General features: G+C 71.7%; 15 protein-coding genes. 12 read left to right on the forward strand and 3 right to left on the reverse strand.

Annotation, left to right across the window (positions count from 1 at the left end; translation table 11 throughout):
• Positions 1-110: 110 nt before the first annotated feature.
• Entirely contained in the window at positions 111-701 is a 591-nt protein-coding gene (locus tag DWB77_RS06185; RefSeq protein WP_120720280.1) for a TetR/AcrR family transcriptional regulator, read from the forward strand.
• Between the two features lie 965 nt (positions 702-1,666).
• Here the strand turns inward: DWB77_RS06185 and DWB77_RS06190 are convergent.
• Entirely contained in the window at positions 1,667-2,632 is a 966-nt protein-coding gene (locus DWB77_RS06190) for a pirin family protein (protein WP_120720281.1), read from the reverse strand.
• 167 nt (positions 2,633-2,799) lie between these two features.
• Between DWB77_RS06190 and DWB77_RS06195 the strand changes: the two genes are divergently transcribed.
• Both DWB77_RS06195 and DWB77_RS06200 read left to right on the forward strand, forming a co-directional pair.
• Positions 2,800-3,171 carry a tetratricopeptide repeat protein gene (locus tag DWB77_RS06195; protein ID WP_174248510.1) on the forward strand — a complete coding sequence of 124 codons (372 nt, stop codon included), beginning with the start codon at positions 2,800-2,802 and terminating at the stop codon, positions 3,169-3,171.
• Between the two features lie 104 nt (positions 3,172-3,275).
• On the forward strand, positions 3,276-4,325 hold the full coding sequence (locus tag DWB77_RS06200; RefSeq protein WP_120720282.1) for a M4 family metallopeptidase: 1,050 nt from the start codon (positions 3,276-3,278) through the stop codon (positions 4,323-4,325).
• Between the two features lie 134 nt (positions 4,326-4,459).
• Here the strand turns inward: DWB77_RS06200 and DWB77_RS06205 are convergent, their stop codons facing one another.
• Positions 4,460-4,945, reverse strand: coding sequence for a GNAT family N-acetyltransferase (locus DWB77_RS06205; protein ID WP_246033431.1), 486 nt, complete (start codon positions 4,943-4,945; stop codon positions 4,460-4,462).
• Between the two features lie 200 nt (positions 4,946-5,145).
• On the opposite strand from DWB77_RS06205, the gene DWB77_RS06210 reads away from it, so the two are divergent.
• Complete coding sequence (locus tag DWB77_RS06210; RefSeq protein WP_120720284.1) at positions 5,146-5,928, forward strand: rhomboid family intramembrane serine protease; 783 nt, start codon at positions 5,146-5,148, stop codon at positions 5,926-5,928.
• Positions 5,929-5,993: 65 nt separating this feature from the next.
• Entirely contained in the window at positions 5,994-7,064 is a 1,071-nt protein-coding gene (locus tag DWB77_RS06215) for an SDR family NAD(P)-dependent oxidoreductase (protein WP_120720285.1), read from the forward strand.
• A 42-nt stretch (positions 7,065-7,106) separates the two neighbouring features.
• Here DWB77_RS06215 and DWB77_RS06220 read toward each other — a convergent pair whose 3' ends face one another.
• Positions 7,107-8,546: a dihydrolipoyl dehydrogenase family protein gene (locus tag DWB77_RS06220; RefSeq protein ID WP_120727431.1), complete on the reverse strand. Its 1,440-nt coding sequence runs from the start codon at positions 8,544-8,546 to the stop codon at positions 7,107-7,109.
• Positions 8,547-8,671: 125 nt separating this feature from the next.
• Between DWB77_RS06220 and trxA the strand changes: the two genes are divergently transcribed.
• From trxA to DWB77_RS06255, 7 genes are all read left to right on the forward strand, one after another.
• On the forward strand, positions 8,672-9,064 hold the full coding sequence (gene trxA, locus DWB77_RS06225) for a thioredoxin (RefSeq protein ID WP_120720286.1): 393 nt from the start codon (positions 8,672-8,674) through the stop codon (positions 9,062-9,064).
• Positions 9,065-9,362: 298 nt separating this feature from the next.
• Positions 9,363-9,893 (forward strand): hypothetical protein, encoded by a 531-nt coding sequence (locus DWB77_RS06230; protein ID WP_120727433.1) that lies wholly within the window; start codon positions 9,363-9,365, stop codon positions 9,891-9,893.
• A 566-nt stretch (positions 9,894-10,459) separates the two neighbouring features.
• Positions 10,460-12,571: a hypothetical protein gene (locus DWB77_RS06235; RefSeq protein WP_120727435.1), complete on the forward strand. Its 2,112-nt coding sequence runs from the start codon at positions 10,460-10,462 to the stop codon at positions 12,569-12,571.
• A 100-nt stretch (positions 12,572-12,671) separates the two neighbouring features.
• Entirely contained in the window at positions 12,672-14,222 is a 1,551-nt protein-coding gene (pelF, locus tag DWB77_RS06240; RefSeq protein WP_120720287.1) for a GT4 family glycosyltransferase PelF, read from the forward strand.
• Positions 14,219-15,607 carry a hypothetical protein gene (locus DWB77_RS06245; protein WP_120720288.1) on the forward strand — a complete coding sequence of 463 codons (1,389 nt, stop codon included), beginning with the start codon at positions 14,219-14,221 and terminating at the stop codon, positions 15,605-15,607. The genes pelF and DWB77_RS06245 overlap by 4 nt, the downstream gene beginning before the upstream one ends.
• Before the next feature lie 101 nt (positions 15,608-15,708).
• Positions 15,709-16,710 carry a GDP-mannose 4,6-dehydratase gene (locus DWB77_RS06250; protein ID WP_120720289.1) on the forward strand — a complete coding sequence of 334 codons (1,002 nt, stop codon included), beginning with the start codon at positions 15,709-15,711 and terminating at the stop codon, positions 16,708-16,710.
• A 33-nt stretch (positions 16,711-16,743) separates the two neighbouring features.
• The gene (locus tag DWB77_RS06255; RefSeq protein ID WP_120720290.1) at positions 16,744-17,457 is read left to right on the forward strand and encodes a nucleotidyltransferase family protein; all 714 of its coding nucleotides are present in this window, start codon (positions 16,744-16,746) and stop codon (positions 17,455-17,457) included.
• Positions 17,458-17,464 lie beyond the last annotated feature (7 nt).

The raw sequence follows: 17,464 nt of genomic DNA on the forward strand, positions 1-17,464 counted from the left end.
GAGCGTCACGGCCAACACCCTAACCGGGGAGTTCCCCGATTAGCTTTCACGGTAAACGGAGAACTCCCCGGTTGTCCAGATAGACTGATCCCCTGCCGAAGGGAGCAGCCTTGACCACCAAGCCGATCGTGTTGCGCGCCGATGCCCGCCGCAACCGCGAGCGCATCCTCGAAGCGGCCGTGCACGCCTTCTCCGAGAAGGGCCCGAACGTCGCGATCGACACCATCGCCAAAGCCGCGGGCGTCGGCTCGGCCACGCTCTACCGCCACTTCCCCACACGCGAGGCGCTTGTCGAGGCGGCCTACCGCAACGAGCTGGCCCGCATCTGCGACAGCGCCACGAACCTCCTCGCCGACCATGCGCCGGACCGGGCGATCCGCCTGTGGATGGACGACTTCATCGACTACCTCACTGCCAAGCAGGGCATGGCGGACGCACTGCGGGCCGCGGCCGCATCCGGGGCGGACCCCTTCGCCGAAACCCTCGACAAGCTCGCCACCGCCCTCGGCACCCTGCTGAACGCAGGCGCCGGGGCCGGTCTCCTGCGCCCGGACGTCGACCCCTTCGACGTCGGCTTCAGCCTGGCCGGCATCGGGCTGATCACCAGCGCTCCCGACCAGCGCGAACGGGCCGGACGCCTCCTCGACCTGCTCCTTGACGGCCTGCGGCACGGAGCGGACGGATCGGCGTCCAGCCCGTGACCGGCTTTGGTCGAGGTCCCGGGCGGCTTCGTAACGTCAGCGGTCAGACCGCCCCGACCGCACTGCGGAGTGCGAGCCACTGACACGGGCCGGGAAAGGGGAGGCCCGAGAACGACGATCTGGACGACCTCCCCGCACCCGCGCCCGTGCACTACGCCGAACAAACTCCGCTCGGCGCCCTCCTCCTGCACCGCCCCCTCGGCGCACGTAAGCGCGGTTTCTGAGGGAGACGCATGTCCCTTGCAGGCCCTCACACGGTCAGGACGGATCGTGGTCGGCCCGGTCGCATGCGAGCCTCGCAAACTTTGGCCGGCACGGTTTCGAACCGCGGTGAGCCCCGGCGTCGTTCTGCCATGAGGACAAACGCCGTGGGCCCTCATCCTGCTCGACAGCCAAGCAGCTCGACGGTGGTGAACTCACCTCGTGAGGGAGCCGGCCCATGACCATGGGGCTCGGTGCAGGCCGCCCGAATTTTCCTTACGCGTCGGGGCGACGCCACGCGAGACGGGCGAGTGCGCGGAGAGGACTCGCGCGGCTCCACGCGGCCTTCGGCAGGCGCATGCCCTCACATCAGTCGTAGACGCAACTGCTGATACCGGCCGGCAGCTGGCGGTACGAGCTCACCCGGTTGCGCCACGAGACGGGGAGGCTCACTTTGGCCCCGGCTGCGATGCGCACGTAGTTTCCACCGTAGTGGATGCTGCGACAGCACCCCTCCGACCCTACCGAGCACTCGCCTGGTGGTTGTTCGATCCCCACACATGCTCTGCGCAGCCGTGACGGCATCCGCTCGTGCAGCGCGCGGGCGCCCTCGGCCCGGAGTCGGATAGGCGCCCGAGGTCAGCAATGCCGTTTTCGCGCTGTCACCTGCGGCACCAGCCACGCGCCCCTGATCTGCGCCGCCATCCTCACCTACCGACATGACACATCGCCAGAAAGGTCAGCATGGGGACTGTTCCCGCAGCTCAGCGCACCCGTCCCCGCGGTTTCAGGGGCACTGGCGGGAGTTCGGGGGCCGGGATCGGAGGCCCGTCGTAGCCCTTCACTTCGCCGAAGCGATCACCGTTCATCCAGTCCGAACGGGCCTGCCGGATCTCCTCGTTGGAGCGGCCGACGAAGTTCCACCACATCAGGATCTCCTCCTCGAACGGCTCGCCGCCGAGCAGCATCACGGAGGCGTCCGAGGTTGCGCGCAGGGGGAGTTCGGTGCGGCCGCAGCCCAAGTAGAGCATCGAGCCCGGGAGTAGCGGCACCTCGTCCACATGGGCCTCGCCCGACATGGACAGGACGGCGTATTCGAAGTCCGGGTTCAGCGGCAGGCGGGTTTCGGCTCCCGCCGTCAGGGTCAGGTCGGCGCCGACGATCGGCGTGTACGTGGTGCCCGGTGACGCGGCGCCGTCCAGTTCGCCCAGGATCACCGTCGCGTCGACGCCCGGCGCGGTCACGTGCGGGAGGTCGGCGTGGTGCTGGAAGTGCGGCTCGACATGGCGGTGGGCGTCGGGCAGGGCCACCCACAGCTGGGCTCCGTGCAGGAACCGGCTGTGCGTAGCGGGGGTCTCCTCCGAGTGGCTGATGGCCCGGCCCGACGTCATCAGGCCCAGCTCCCGGGGCCGTACGGTCTGAAGGCTGCCCAGGCTGTCACGGTGCAGCACCTCGCCCTCGTGCAGCCAACTCACCGTCTGTAGGCCCATATGGGGGTGGGGCGCCACCTGCATCCCGGGCTCGTCGGCGATGTCGTCGGGGCCGTAGTGGTCGACGAACGCCCAGGCCCCGACCATGCGGCGCCCCAGGTTGGGCAGCAGCCGGCGCACCTCGGAGGACTCGCCGAGCTGCACGGTGCGGGGTGACAGAAGCTCGCGCACCGGCTCCGCCACGACGAAACCGCGTCCGCCGCAGACGGAGAGCGTGGGCTGGCGATCGAGATTGCTCATGCGGTCAACCTATTCCCTCCCGGGCCCACCTCGGCCACGAACGCCCGTCGGCGGCCCCGGACCCGCTCCCACCGCCCTCGACCCCGGTAGTGGAATATTCAACAAGATGCCGCCGTTGAGCGAGACGCACGGCCCCCACCCCCGGGGCCCCACCCCAGGACGCGCCCATGACCACCGCACGCAGTGAAGTGACGGACAGCTACTACGAGTTCGGCACGGCCGCGGACCGCTGGGACCGGGCCCGGATGTTCTTCGAGGCGAAGGAGTACGTCACCGCCGCGGGCATCCTGGCCGGTCTGGTCGGCGAGGTGCCCGAGCAGGTGGGCCCGCGCCTGCTGCTGGCCCGCGCCTACTACCACTCCGCACAGCTCGGCAAGGCCGAGGCCGAGCTGCGGACCGTGCTCGAACAGGATCCCGCCGAGCGGTACGCCACGCTCATGCTGGGCCGCACCCTGGAACGTCAGGGCCGCCGGGCCGAGGCCGCTCCCCATCTGCGGATCGCCGCGGCCATGGCGGGCGAATTCCCCGAGGCCGAGTAGCACGGGCGCCCCGCCCCGTCGAGGGGCGCCCGTCGGGCATCGCATTCCAGCTAACTCGATCGCACGCAGTGACAGTTGCGTCACGTTGTGCCACATTGCTGGGCATGAACAATCCCGCCCCCTTCTGCACCGTCGTGCCTCCCCACATCCTCGACCGGCTCGCCCAGCACGAGGACCCCACCGTGTACGGGCCCGCGCGCCGCACCCTGGAGCACGACGCCCAGCTGCGCACCCAGCGCCGGATCACCGCGGTGCGCGGCGCGGCCGCCCCCACCGGCACACCGTCCGACCAGCCCGACCGCACCATCTACGACGCCGGGCACCGGGAGACGCTGCCCGGAACCAAGGTGCACTCCGAGAGCGACCGGCCCACGGGCGACGCCTCCGTCAACCGCGCGCACGCCGGCCTGGGTGCCACGTTCGAGTTGTATCTGAAGGCGTACGGGCGTCACTCCATCGACGACTCCGGAATGCCGCTGATCGGAACCGTGCACTACGGCGAGCAGTACGACAACGCCTTCTGGAACGGCGAGCAGATGGTGTTCGGCGACGGTGACGGCGAGTTGTTCCTGGACTTCACGCTGCCGGTCGACGTGATCGGTCACGAACTCACGCACGGCGTCACGCAGTTCACCGCGAACCTGGACTACTTCGGTCAGTCGGGCGCGCTCAACGAGTCCGTGTCCGACGTGTTCGGCTCGCTCATCAAGCAGTACGCGCTGGGTCAGAGCGCCGCCCAGGCCGACTGGCTGATCGGCGCGGGCCTGCTCGGCCCCGGCATCCACGGCGACGCGCTGCGTTCGATGAAGGCCCCCGGCACCGCCTACGACGACCCGCAGCTCGGCAAGGACCCGCAGCCGGCCGCCATGGACGGCTATGTGCGCACCAGCCGCGACAACGGCGGGGTGCACATCAACTCGGGCATCCCCAACTACGCCTTCTACCTGGTGGCCACCGCGCTCGGCGGCAACGCCTGGGAGCGGGCGGGTCGGATCTGGTACGCCACGCTCACCGGCGGCGAGCTCGGCGCGAGCGCCCAGTTCGCCGACTTCGCCCGGCTGACCGCCGCGACCGCGCGCACTCTGTTCGGCGAGGGCGACGAGATCTCGGCGGTGCTCAAGGCATGGTCCCAGGTCGGCGTGCCGGCAACCTGACGAGCCCCCGGCCGGCGACCGGCCGGTCGCACCCAACCGTCGAGCGCACCGCGTCCCGCCCGTCCTCGGCCTCGGAGGTCTCGGGGTCGTGCCGGGGCGCGGGCGCCCGGCCCGGCAGGGGTGGTCAACTCCCGCTAGGTGATGGGCAGTTCAAGCTCAGGACGGTCCCACATCACCGCGGGCGGGCTGGCGGTGACGGTGCCGACGCGCTCGGCCCCCACGCCCAGGTAGAAGCCCTCGGCCGGCGGGTGCGAGACGATCCGTACGCGGTCGAGGCCGGCGGCTCGGGCCGTGTCCTTGAGGTGGGCCACCAGAAGGCGGCCGATGCCGAGGCCCTGGGCGGCGTCCGCGACGAACAGCAGGTCCAGTTCGGGCGGCGTCAGCAGCAGCGCGTAGAAGCCGAGCACCCGGTCGTCCTGCCCGACCGCGACATGGACCTCATGGGCCTCGATGTAGTCCGGGCCCACCCGGTATCCGGCGATCATCGGCGCGTAGGGGCCCTCATAAGCGCGGGAGGTGCGCACCAGGTGGGTGAGTCGTTTGGCGTCGCGAGCCGTCGCCCTGCGGACCAGCACCACACCCTGCGCCGCCCCCGTCCTGTCCGTAATATGTGAACTCATGCGGAGAGTATTACTCATGGGGGTGACACCCGCACCCCCGCCCCTCTCGCGCACGCGGTGGGATCAAGCCGAATTCGTCGGAGCCCGGGACCTGTTGAGGCCGTACGCCCACACCGCGGCGGGTGTCCGGGTGGGCGGGAGGCGTGGCCGATACCGCGTGGTGGGGGCGGGTCCGGCGGGACGCGGGGTAGAGAGGGGGCATGACCGACCATCTCCTGTCGCCCGCCCTGTACGCCTTGATGATCCTTTTGGTCATGAAGGTCTCGGACGGTCTGCCCCGGCGCACCTTCAGCCCGCGCAACCCCCCGAAGGTGGCGATCGGCCTCTGGCTGCTCGTGGCGATCCCCTCCCTGGCGCAGTTCGCCTTCCCGGGGATCTACGACGCCCTGCACCGCGACTCCGACCTGATCATCGACCACGGCCAGTGGTGGCGGGCGTACACCTCGTTCATGGTGCAGGACGGCGGGGTCGGGGGTACCGCGTTCAACCTGTTCGTCCTTGCCCTCATCGGCTTCGTCGCGGAACGCGTGTGGGGCAGCCGCATGATGGTGGCGCTCGTCCCCGCCCTGCTGCTCGTGTTCAGCGTCGACACGCTCCTGGTCCACGGGCCGCCCGGGGGCGGCAACTCGGGCCTCACCTTCCGGCTCGCCACCAGCATCGCCGGCCTTGCCCTGCTCACCCGCCCCTGCCGCCGCCACACCCTGCTCACCGTCGCGATCGTGGCCGACGGCGCGGCCCTGCTGCTGCTCGGCGACGGTCACGGCGAGCCCATCATCACCGGGATCGTCGCGGGTCTGGTCGCGGCCCTCGTCCAGCGTCGATGGCCGCGCGTGTGGCGACCGGTCGCGGCCGACCCGACGGCGGTACGTCCCCACTCCCCCGGGCCCGGGGCAACCGGGGTACGTCCCCACTCCCCCGGGCCCGGGGCAACCGGGGCACCCGACGAGGCCCCGGAGCCGGAGGGCGACCTGAAGGGCCACTGACCCGAACGCCCATACCGTATGGGCGAGTTGACTGAGAGCGCACTTCAACTCGTAGCGTCGCCGCCATGACCACTTCGGAACACCTCACGGCCCAGCACCCGATCGGATCGGGCTTCGGAACCCGCAGCACCACGGCCGACGTCCTCGCCGGAGTCGATCTGACCGGACGGCTCGCGGTCGTCACGGGCGGCTACTCGGGGCTCGGCTTGGAGACCACCCGCGCGCTCGCCGGGGCCGGCGCCCGCGTCGTGGTGCCCGCCCGGCGGCGCGCGACCGCCGAGGCGGCGCTGGCGGACCTTGCCGGGGTGGAGGTGGACGCGCTCGACCTCGCCGACCTCGACAGCGTGCTCGCCTTCGCCGACCGCTTCCTCGACTCCGGTCGCGCCATCGACATCCTGGTCAACAGCGCCGGGGTCATGGCGTGCCCCGAGACTCGGGTGGGGCCGGGCTGGGAGGCCCAGTTCGCGACCAACCACCTCGGCCACTACGCCCTGGTCAACCGGTTGTGGCCGGCGCTGGCCGAGGGCGGCGCCCGGGTCGTTTCGGTGTCCTCGCGGGGCCACCAGCTCTCCGCCATCCGCTGGGACGACCCGCACTTCCAGCGCGGCTACGACAAGTGGCAAGCGTACGGGCAGGCGAAGACCGCCAACGCGCTGTTCGCCGTGCACCTCGACCGGCTGGGCCGGGACGCGGGGGTGCGCGCGTTCTCGCTGCACCCCGGCGAGATCAACACCGCGCTGGTGCGCCATGTCTCGGCCGAGGAGCGGATCGCGGCGGGCTGGGTCGACGCCGAGGGCACCTGGTCCCTCGACTTCAAAACCCCCGAACAGGGGGCCGCCACCCAGGTGTGGGCGGCGACCTCCCCGCGGCTGACCGGGCTCGGCGGCGTCTACTGCGAGGACTGCGACATCGCCGAACCCGTCGAGCCGCGCACCACCGGTGCCGCCGGTACCGACGGGACCAACGGGGGCGGCGGGACCAACGGGACCGGCAACGCGGCCGGAGTGACCGCTGGCGAGCTCGACCATGACGTGCTCACCAGCGGCGTCCACCCCCACGCGATCGACCCCGGGGAGGCGGCCCGGCTCTGGGCGCTGTCGGCCGAGCTCACCGGGGTCGACGCGTTCGCGCGGTGACCCCCGCCCCCGGGCGCCCCGCGCCCCTCAGCCCCACGCCCCTCAGCCCCGGTACGTCTCCAGGAGGCGCAGCCACACCTCGCTGATCGTCGGGTACGACGGGACCGCGTGCCACAGGCGCTCCAGCGGCACCTCGCCCGCGACGGCCACCGTCGCCGAATGGATCAGCTCGCCGACGCCGGGGCCCACGAAGGTGACGCCGAGCAGGACGCGCCGGTCCTCGTCGACGACCATGCGGGCCCGTCCCCGGTAGCCGTCGGCGTACAGGCCCGCGCCCGCGACGCCGCTCATGTCGTAGTCGACCGCCCGCACCCGCCGTCCGGTGGCCTCCGCCTCGGCGAGGGTGAGGCCGACCGAGGCGGCCTCGGGGTCGGTGAAGACGACCTGAGGGACGGCCGCGTGGTCGGCGGTCGCCGCGTGCGCGCCCCAGGGGTCGCTCTCCAGGACCGGGACCCCGGCGGCGCGGGCGGCGATGGCCGCACCGGAGATCCTGGCCTGGTACTTGCCCTGGTGGGTCAGGAGCGCCCGGTGGTTCACATCGCCGACCGCGTACAGCCAGTCGCTGCCCTCGACCCGGCAGGAGTCGTCGACGGGGAGCCAGGAGCCGGGGTCGAGGCCGATGGTGTCCAGGCCGATATCGTCCGTGCGCGGGGCCCGGCCGGTGGCGAAGAGGATCTCGTCGGCCTCAAGGCGCTCGTCGCCCTCGGGCCCGCGCACCGAGACCGTCAGCGCCCCGGTCCCCGTATGGCGCACGACGTCCGTGACCGAGGTGTGCGTGCGGAGCTCGGCGCCGGCCTCGCACAGCGCGTCGGCGACCAGCTCGCCCGCGAACGGCTCCATCTTCGGCAGCAGCCCCTCGCCGCGCACCAGGACGGCGACGCGGGAGCCGAGCGCCTGCCAGGCCGTGGCCATCTCGACGGCCACCACGCCCCCGCCGACCACCACGAGACGGCCCGGCACCTCCTTGGCGCTGGTGGCCTCGCGGCTGGTCCAGGGGTTCACATCGGCGAGGCCCGGAAGGTCCGGCAGCTGGGCGCGGCTGCCGGTGCACACGGCGACGGCGTGGCGGGCGGTCAGGACGTGGTGCTCGCCCTCGGGGCTGGTGACGCTGACCTTGCGGGTGCCGTACAGGCGCCCGTGGCCGCGGTAGAGGTGGACGCCGATGCCGTCGAGCCACTCGACCTGCCCGTCGTCCTTCCAGTGGGAGGTGTAGTCGTCGCGATGGGCGAGGACCGCCTCGGCGTCGAGCGGACCCTGCACCGACTGCCGCAGCCCCGGCACCCTGCGGGCCTCGGCCCGGGCGACCACCGGGCGCAGCAGCGCCTTGCTCGGCATGCAGGCCCAGTACGAGCACTCGCCCCCGACCAGCTCGCTCTCCACCACCGCACAGCTCAGGCCGGCCGCCCGCACCCGGTCGGCGACGTTCTCGCCGACCGGGCCCGCACCCAGCACCACCACGTCGTATTCCTCGGCTTCCGTCATACGCACAGTCTGGTGGTCGGTGTACTCGGAGGCCACAGGGGCACCCGCCGGGAACGGAATAGCGCGGCGGCGCACGCCGTTGTGCGAGGCGGCCCCACCCCTGGGGCCGGGAAGAGGTAGGTGTGATGGCGACTGTCGAGCTGACCAAAGAGAACTTCGACTCGGTCGTGTCCGACAACGGATTCGTGCTGATCGACTTCTGGGCCTCCTGGTGCGGCCCGTGCCGTCAGTTCGCCCCGGTGTACGAGGCCGCTTCCGAGCGCCATGACGACCTCGTCTTCGCGAAGGTGGACACGGAGGCCCAGCAGGAGCTGGCGCAGGCCTTCGACATCCGGTCGATCCCGACCCTGATGATCGTCCGTGACAACGTGGCGGTCTTCGCCCAGCCCGGAGCGCTGCCCGAGGCGGCCCTTGAGGACGTCATCGGCCAGGCCCGCGGCCTGGACATGGACGAGGTCCGCAAGTCGGTCGAGGCGGCCCAGCGGGAGGCGGGGCAGCAGCCCTCGCAGCCGGAGTGAGCCCGCGCGGGCGCGTGATCGCGTCCGTTCGCACGGCCCCCGCCCTCCTGGGCCGGGGGCCGTTCGCCGTCCGGGGCGGAATGCGCCATTGCTGGGCCCGCCGGGGAGGATCGGTTACCGGTCAGGCGGACACTTGCGATCCGAGGGCGGCTGCGCACACGCCGTGCCCACGGTCCGGTCAAGACGTGAACTGGCGCCAATGCGGGGCCAGTTCACACCCGCCCCTTCGAGCCAGCGCGTCTTCACGGTGTGAGGATTCGGCGGACGGTACGTGTCCTTCCTCCTACTCTCCGTCCTCATGCGACTCACACACCTGAGGCGTTACAGCCTCGCCGCGGCCCTCGCTTCCTCCCTCGCGCTGGTCGGCATGAGCCAGTCCGCGCATGCCGACGCCCCCGATGTGGCGTTCAGCGCCGACCAGACCACGGCGACGCCCGGCGGCACGGTCAACCTCAAGATGACCTTCACGAACAACCAGACCACCGATGTGTGGTTCGTCTACCAGTCGGTCCAGCCGACCTGGACGACGACCCAGCGCCCCGACCTCAAGTACGCGCTCGCCTCGTGTTCCGGCGAGGGCGTGACCTGCACCGGAACCGGCGGCACCACGATCGGGGTGAACTACTCCGTGCCGGTCGCCCCGGGCACCAGCCGCACCGTCACCATCCCGGTGCAGGTGGCGGCGGACTCCGGCTGCAACGGCAACATCGCGTTCTACAGCTACGTCTACTACGAGTACAACGACAGCCAGAGCCACAAGGACGGCGTCTTCAACTCCCCGACGGTGCGCGTCAACTGCGCCACTCCCGCCCCGGCCGGCGCTCGCTAGCACCCGAGCCGCCCCCGTATCGGCGGCCCACATCGACCGGTCGACCCATTCCCCCGGGTCGGCCGGTTTCGTGTGTCCGAAACCGAACATCCCGAGGCCGTATTCGAGCGGGTGTTTCGCCCGTCTGGCCGAAAATCGGATACACCCCGGAACGCCTGGTTGTCTGGACCATTGGCGGTATGCGCCCGCGTGCGCCCCCGGCACCGAAAGCGATTGCCCCGCCGGGTCGCTCCGTTTTCCCGCGCTCCGCGCGTCTCGTCGAGGCCGTCCGGAAGCACGGATACCGCTTCGTGCACCCGCCCGCGCCCCATCACAACGGCCGCAATTTCGCGTCATGTTTCACATTAGCCACTCGAAAACTCCTTGAAGGGCCGCACTATGTGACGCGTCAGAGCGGAACGCCGGGCCCTCCTCATCGGGGCGCACGACGGTTGCGCCGTGGGCGGGGTCCGGTCAGGCAGGGGAGCCGACCGGACCTCCAGGGGAGGGGACTTCACCGCGTGAAGCGGAACACACACCGCAGCAGACACACCTGTGGCCTGGCCGTGGGAACCGTGCTGCTCGCCATGGGCTTACCGGCGGCGCCGGCGTACTCGGCGACGCCCGCGCCGCGCATCGACCTCATGGTCCTCGTCGTCTCGGACGGCGGCCCGGCCACCGGCGCCCTCACCGCGGAACTCGACGGCGAGGGCACCCCGTACACCGAGATCGACCTGACCGAATCCGGCCGCCCGGTGATCGACCAGGCCTTCTTGGCCGACACCGTGAACGGAGTCCCCCGCGCCAAGTTCCAGGCGGTGGTGCTGCCCAACGACAACCCCTTCCCGGCCGGCTCCACCGAGATGGCCGCGCTCGCCGCGTACGAGAAGACGTATGCGATCCCCCAGGTCGACGCCTACACCTACGCCCGTCCGCAGGTGGGTCTCCAGCCGGCCGCCACCAGCGGCTACAGCGGCTCGGTGGACGGCCTCAAGGCGCAGGTCACCGCCGCGGGCCTCGGCGCGGGCCCCTTCGGCTACCTCAACCACAGCGTGCCGTTCGAAAACAACTCGCCCGCCGTGAGCGAGAGTTACGCCTTCCTTTCCCAGCCGACCGCGGGCGCCGACTTCACCAGCTACGTCGAGGCGCCGATCCCCGGCAGGACCGGCAACGGGACCCTCGTCGGCGAGTACCGCCACGACGGGCGCCGGGAGCTCGTCGTCACCTTCGCGTACAACCGCTACCAGGAACAGTTCAAGCTGCTGGCCCGGGGCATCGTCGACTGGATGACGCAGAACGTGCGGCTCGGCGCCTCGCGCAACTACTTCGCGGTCCACGTCGACGACGTGTTCGCCGGCGACGACCGCTGGGACACCACCCTCAACTGCACACCCGGCGACGTCGACTGCCCGCCCGGGCAGGGCGTCGAGGACTCGATCCGGATGACCCCGGCCGACGTGGCCAACGCCGTCGCCTGGGAGAAGGCCCGCGGCTTCACGCTGGACCTCGCCTACAACGGCGGCGGCAGCGTCGAGTACCGCGAGAACCACAACGGCGCCGACCAGCTCGCCGACGCGCTCACCGCGGCGAGGAACGACTTCCGCTGGGTCAACCACACCTACGACCACGCCTATCTCGGCTGCGAGCAGAACGTCGCGGTCGTCCCATGGAAGTGTGCGACCAACCCGGATGGCTCCACCAAGTACGTGAGCCAGGCCGAGATATCCCAGGAGATATCCGCCAACGACCAGTGGGTCAGGAGCATCCAACTGCCGGTTTCTTCCGATGAGTTGATCACCGGAGAGCACTCGGGGATGCGGCTCCTGCCCCAACAGCCGCAGGACAACCCCTACTTGGCGCCCGCACTCACCGCCAACAAGATCGGCTGGCTCGGCGCCGACATGTCGCGCGACCCCGAGCAGCGCCCGGTGGGCGGCGCCCTCACCGTGGCCCGCTACCCGATCAACATCTTCTACAACGCGGGCCACGTCGCCGAGCAGGTCGACGAGTACAACTGGATCTACACCAGCCGCGCCCAGGGCGGCAGCGGGCTCTGCGACGATCTGCCGAACACCACCTGTCTGCCCGCGCCGCTCTCCACCGCCACCGGGTACTCGGGGCACATCGTGCCCCTGGAGACCCAGGTCGCCCTCGGACACGTGCTGGGCAACGACCCCCGGCCGCACTTCATCCACCAGTCCAACCTGACCGAGGACCGCATCGGCTACCCCGTGCTCGACGGGGTGCTCGACCAGTACCGGACGCTGTACGCGCCCAGCGCTCCGCTGGTGAACCTGCGGATGAAGGACATCGGCGCCGAACTGCGCGACCGGGACGCGTGGCGCGCCGCGGTCAAGTCCGGCCAGGTCACCGCGTACCGGATCGGCGACAGCGTGACCGTGCGGGCCCCCGCGGGCGTGGCGGTCACCGCGACGATGCCGAGCGGCACCCGCCAGGTCCTGGACGGCGGCGCCACCGCTTTCGGCCAGGCCTACGCGGGCAGCGTGTCCGGCTGGGTCTCACCGCAGCCCGGGCACGACGCCGTCGCGCTGACGCTGGCGCCCGCTCCCGCCAGAGCCCTGGCACCGCACTCCCGCTCCGCGTCGTCCGCCGAGCGCGCGACGACGCCGCCCGCACCGCGCACACCGGTCCCCGCCGGCGTCGCCCGACCGGTCCCCTACAGCGCCGAACGGCGCTGACACCGGGCCGTACCGACACCCGAGGTCCGCCGCCGCCGCGGCGGCGGACCGCCGGGGCGTGTTCACCACCCACCGCTCTCATCAGCCGCGGAGCGCATGCATGCACGTACGACACCGCGCGCCGCGCTCCGGCGCGGCGCGGGTCACCCTGCTCACCGAGGGCACCTATCCGCACAGCCACGGCGGGGTGAGCGTCTGGTGCGACCAGCTCGTCACCACCATGCCCGACATCGACTTCGACATCATCGCGGTGACCGGCACCGGTCGCGAGCCCACCGTGTGGGAGCTTCCGCCGCACGCCTCGGAAGCCGTCTCGGTCCCCATGTGGGGCCCGCCGCCCGGGGGTTCGGCCCCGCGAGGCCGACAGGAACGGCGCCTCATGGCCGCCTACGAACGCTTTCTGACCGCCCTGCTCGACCCGGCGGAGCAGGACGCCTTCGGGCCCGCCCTGTACGAGATGGCTCGGGCCGCCCAGGACGGAAAGCTCAGCCCCGCGCTCCGCGGCGACCGGGCGATACGGGTCCTGACCGAAGTGTGGAACCGGCCCGGGCTCGCGGTGCGCGAGGCCCGGCCCACCCTGCACGACGCGGTCACCGCGACCGGGCTCCTGGAGCACGCGCTGCGGCCGCTCGCCGCGACCCCGCCGAGCCAGGGCGTGTCGCACGCGGTGAGCGGCGGGGTGGCCGTGCTTCCGGGGCTCGCGGCGGCCGAACTCCACGGCGTACCACTGCTGTTGACCGAGCACGGGGTCTATCTGCGCGAGCGCTATCTCGGCTACCGGACCGCCCCGTACCGGTGGCCGATCAAAGCGGTCCTTCTGGGGTTCTTCCGGCTGCTCGCCGAGGAGACCTACCGGCGGGCCGCGCTGATCACGCCCGGCAACCAGTACAACCGGCTGTGGGAGGAGCAGGGCGGGGCCGCCCCGGAGCTCATACGCACCGTGTACAACGGGGTCGATCCGGCGGCGTTCCCGCCGGCCGGGCCCGAGCCGTCGACGCCAACGCTCAGCTGGGCCGGGCGAGTTGACCCGATCAAGGATCTGGAGACCCTCATCCGCGCCTTCGCGCAGGTACGCGAAGAGCTCCCCGGCGCCACCCTGCGCCTGTTCGGGGGCACACCCCGGGGCGGCGAGGCGTACCGGGAGCGGTGCGAGGCGCTCGCCGCATCGCTCGGCCAGGGCGACGCGGTCACCTTCGAGGGCCGCGTCGAGGACATCAAGGACGCCTACGCGGCGGGCAACGTGGTCATGCTCTCCAGCATCAGCGAGGGCTTCCCCTTCACGCTCATCGAGGCGATGAGCTGCGGCCGGGCCACCGTGTCCACGGATGTGGGAGGGGTGCGCGAGGCGGTCGGCGAGACGGGTCTCGTGGTGCCGCCGCGCGATCCGGCCGCCATGGCGGCGGCGGCTCTGGAGCTCCTGCGCGATCCGGTGCGCCGGGCCGCGATGGGGGAAGCGGCCCGGCTGCGGGTGGTCGAGCAGTTCACGCTGCGCCAGACCGTCGACACCTTCCGGGCCATCTACCTCGAACTCTCCGTACGCGACCGGCTCGTACCGGTGCGGCACAGGGCCGGCGGCGAGGACGTCACGATGTCCCTGCGTCTGGTGCCCGCCGGGGCGCCGGATGATGAGCTGAGCCGGGTGGCGGGGTGAGCGGGCCCATCCGTCTGGAGCCGCCCGACGGCCGCGACGACACGCTGACGCTCCGGCTCGCCACCGAGTCCACCATGACGCTGCGGCTGCCCGGGCAGGGGCGGACACGGTCGGGCAAGGACGCGGCGGTGGACCGGCTCGCCGCCGAACTCGCCGCCCACATAGGGCCCGCGGTCCATGCCTATGAGGTCGCGGCCGTCCTGGAGTCCGAGGGCCTGACGGCCCAGCGGATCGCCGACGAGTACGGCCACCGCGATCTGTTCGCGCTCGCCGAGGACCTGTACCGGCGCGTGCCGCGCAGCTTCCCGGAGCCGCCCCCGGCGGCCGATCCCTGGGCGCCCGATCCGGCCCGCTGCGCCCTGCGCGGCGCCCTGTTCGCGCTGCCCGGGCTCGCCTACCCGCTCACCGCCCGGCTCTGGCAGAGCGACCGGGCGGTGCTCGCCCTGATCGTCGCGGGCCTGGTGTCCTGGGCATGGGGGCAGGGGCTCGGCCACCGGGCCTATCTGCGGATGGCTTCGGGGCGGCCCGAGGCGGCCCGGACCCTGAGGGCGGGGGCGCCGCTCGGCGCGCTGCTCGCCTTCGTCACGGGGTTGGCGATCGCGGGCCCGAGCCGGGCCGCGTTCTTCGTGGCGGGCCAGTCCTGTTATCTCGCGGCGGCCGGGATCCTGCTGGTCCTGGCGCGGGAGCGGCTGCTCCTGTGCGCGCTCACCCCGCTGATGGCGGGGGCCGCGACCCTGCCGTTCCGGGAGCCGGGGACGGTGGCCCGCGTGGGGGTCAGCGTGTTCACGCTGGTCCTGGTGGTCGCGGCCGTCGCCCACTGTCTGCGCGAGGCGCTGCGGCAGCCCCCGGCGAGCGCGCCGGTGACGCCCCGGATCCTGGCTTCGCTCCCCTACGGTCTCTTCGGGCTCGCCGCGGGGGTGTTGGTGGCGTTCGCCGGACAGCGCCATCCGCTGGCGGTGATCGCGCTGACGCTCAGCATGGGTCCCGCCGAATGGCTGCTCTACCGCTATCGGGGGCTTTCGGTCGCGGCGCTGCGGGCGACGGCCACTCCGGCCGCGTTCCGCCGGCGATCGGCGGCCGTCCTCGGGGGCTGTCTGCTCGTCTACCTCCTCGCGCTGTTTCCCGCGGCGCTGTTCACCGGCGCCGAACCCGCACCCCTGCTCGCGCTGGCCGCGCTCCTGTGGACGGCGCTGTTGCTCCAGGCCTTCGGCATCGCCTGGCCGCCCGCCGTCGTCAGCCTGGCTGCCGCCGCCGCGGTCGCCTCGACGGAGCTGGTCGCGCCACCGCCCGGCCCCCTGACCGAGCTGCTCTGTTGTTCGCTCGCCGCCCTCGCCCTCATGGGCACCACGCTGCGTCTGCTCGGGCGGCCGACCGCGCACGCCTGACCCGCACCACGGCCCCGCCCGGCACCAGCCGCGCCACGGGCCTCACGCACCGCACCCGCATGACCACCGCTAGTTCTGAACCTCCTTGAAAGGAGCGGCAGTTGACGTCCGCACCGCTTGTCGCCGTCACCGGAGCCGAGGGCTTCATCGGCTCCCATCTCACCGAGGCCCTCGTCGCCACCGGGCACCGGGTCCGCGCCATGGCCCAGTACAACTCCTTCTCGTCCTACGGCTGGCTTGAGACGCTGTCCGCCGACGTCCTGGACCAGGTGGAGATCGTCCTGGGCGACGTCCGCGACCCGGGCTCGGTGCGCGGTCTGCTCGAAGGGACCGAGGCCGTCTACCACTTGGCGGCGCTGATCGCGATCCCGTACTCCTACCAGGCCCCGCACAGCTATGTGGACACCAATGTGACGGGCACGCTCAACGTCCTGGAGGCGGTCCGCGCGCTGGAGATCCCGCGCCTGGTGCACACCTCGACCAGCGAGACCTACGGCACCGCGCAGACCGTGCCCATCACCGAGGACCACCCCATCAACACCCAGTCCCCGTACGCCGCTTCGAAGGCCGGCGGGGACCGGCTCGCGGACAGTTACTTCGCGAGCTTCGCGACGCCCGTGGTGACGCTGCGGCCCTTCAACACCTACGGGCCCCGCCAGTCGATGCGGGCCGTGATCCCCACCGTCATCGGGCAGGTCGCGGCGGGCTCGCGCACCATCACGCTCGGCGATCTGCGTCCCACCCGGGACTTCACCTTCGCCGTCGACACCGCGCGGGCCTTCCTCGCGGTGGGCACCGCCCCCGCCGAACGCGTGGTGGGCCGCACCTTCAACGCCGGTACCGGCACCGAGATATCGGTGGGTGACCTGGTGCGGCTCATCGGCAAGGTGATGGGCGCCGAACTCGACGTCCAGGAGGACAGCCGGCGCATCAGGCCGGCCAACTCCGAGGTGATGCGTCTGGTGGCGGACGCGAGCCGGCTCACCGAAGCCACCGGCTGGCAGCCGGGGTTCGGCCTGGAGACAGGTCTGGAACGGACCGCGGAGTTCTTCCGCGACCCCGGCAACCTGGCCCGTTACAAGACCGGCATCTACAACATCTGACGTCGCCAGTCCCACTGTTCTAGGGAGGCTCCCATGCATGTAGTGATACTCGCCGGAGGCAAGGGCGTGCGGCTGCGGCCGTACACCACGGCGCTGCCCAAGCCGCTGGTCCCGATCGGCGACCAGCACGCGATCCTGGAGATCGTGCTGCGCCAGCTCGCGGCCGCCGGGTTCACCGGCTGCACCATCGCCATCGGCCATCTGGGCCAGATCATCCGCGCCTATGTCGGCGACGGCGAACGCTGGGGCCTGAAGGTCGACTACAGCACCGAGGAGAGCCCGCTGGGCACCATCGGCCCGCTCCTGACCATGCGCGACCGGCTGCCCGAGTCCTTCCTCGTCATGAACGGGGACATCCTCACCGACCTGGACTACGCCGACGTCCTCACCCAGCACCGCACCAGCGGCGCGCCGCTGACGATCGCCACCTACGCCCGCAAGGTCCACATCGACTTCGGGGTGCTGACCACCGACGACACCAAGGTGGTGGGCTTCACCGAGAAGCCGAGCATGGACTACCGGGTGTCGATGGGGGTGTACGGCCTGTCGCTCGCCACCCTGGCCGGATACACGGCGGGGCTTCCGCTCGGTTTCGACGAGCTGGTCCTGGATTTGCTGAAGACCCGAACCCCGCCGCACGCCTACGCGTTCGACGGGTACTGGCTCGACATCGGGCGCCCCGACGACTACGACCGGGCGAACGCCGAGTTCACCACGCACCGTTCCCTCCTGCTGAAGGGGGCCTGACCGTCCC

Origin of the sequence: Streptomyces hundungensis, assembly GCF_003627815.1 — a bacterium.
Taxonomy (GTDB): Bacteria; Actinomycetota; Actinomycetes; order Streptomycetales; family Streptomycetaceae; genus Streptomyces; species Streptomyces hundungensis_A.

Coding starts and splice junctions, on each gene's coding strand:
- DWB77_RS06190 (WP_120720281.1), bottom strand. CDS start 2,632: ATGAGCAATCTCGATCGCCAGCCCACGCTCTCCGTCTGCGGCGGACGC.
- DWB77_RS06195 (WP_174248510.1), top strand. CDS start 2,800: ATGACCACCGCACGCAGTGAAGTGACGGACAGCTACTACGAGTTCGGC.
- DWB77_RS06200 (WP_120720282.1), top strand. CDS start 3,276: ATGAACAATCCCGCCCCCTTCTGCACCGTCGTGCCTCCCCACATCCTC.
- DWB77_RS06205 (WP_246033431.1), bottom strand. CDS start 4,945: ATGAGTTCACATATTACGGACAGGACGGGGGCGGCGCAGGGTGTGGTG.
- DWB77_RS06210 (WP_120720284.1), top strand. CDS start 5,146: ATGACCGACCATCTCCTGTCGCCCGCCCTGTACGCCTTGATGATCCTT.
- DWB77_RS06215 (WP_120720285.1), top strand. CDS start 5,994: ATGACCACTTCGGAACACCTCACGGCCCAGCACCCGATCGGATCGGGC.
- DWB77_RS06220 (WP_120727431.1), bottom strand. CDS start 8,546: ATGACGGAAGCCGAGGAATACGACGTGGTGGTGCTGGGTGCGGGCCCG.
- trxA (WP_120720286.1), top strand. CDS start 8,672: ATGGCGACTGTCGAGCTGACCAAAGAGAACTTCGACTCGGTCGTGTCC.
- DWB77_RS06230 (WP_120727433.1), top strand. CDS start 9,363: ATGCGACTCACACACCTGAGGCGTTACAGCCTCGCCGCGGCCCTCGCT.
- DWB77_RS06235 (WP_120727435.1), top strand. CDS start 10,460: ATGGGCTTACCGGCGGCGCCGGCGTACTCGGCGACGCCCGCGCCGCGC.
- pelF (WP_120720287.1), top strand. CDS start 12,672: ATGCACGTACGACACCGCGCGCCGCGCTCCGGCGCGGCGCGGGTCACC.
- DWB77_RS06255 (WP_120720290.1), top strand. CDS start 16,744: ATGCATGTAGTGATACTCGCCGGAGGCAAGGGCGTGCGGCTGCGGCCG.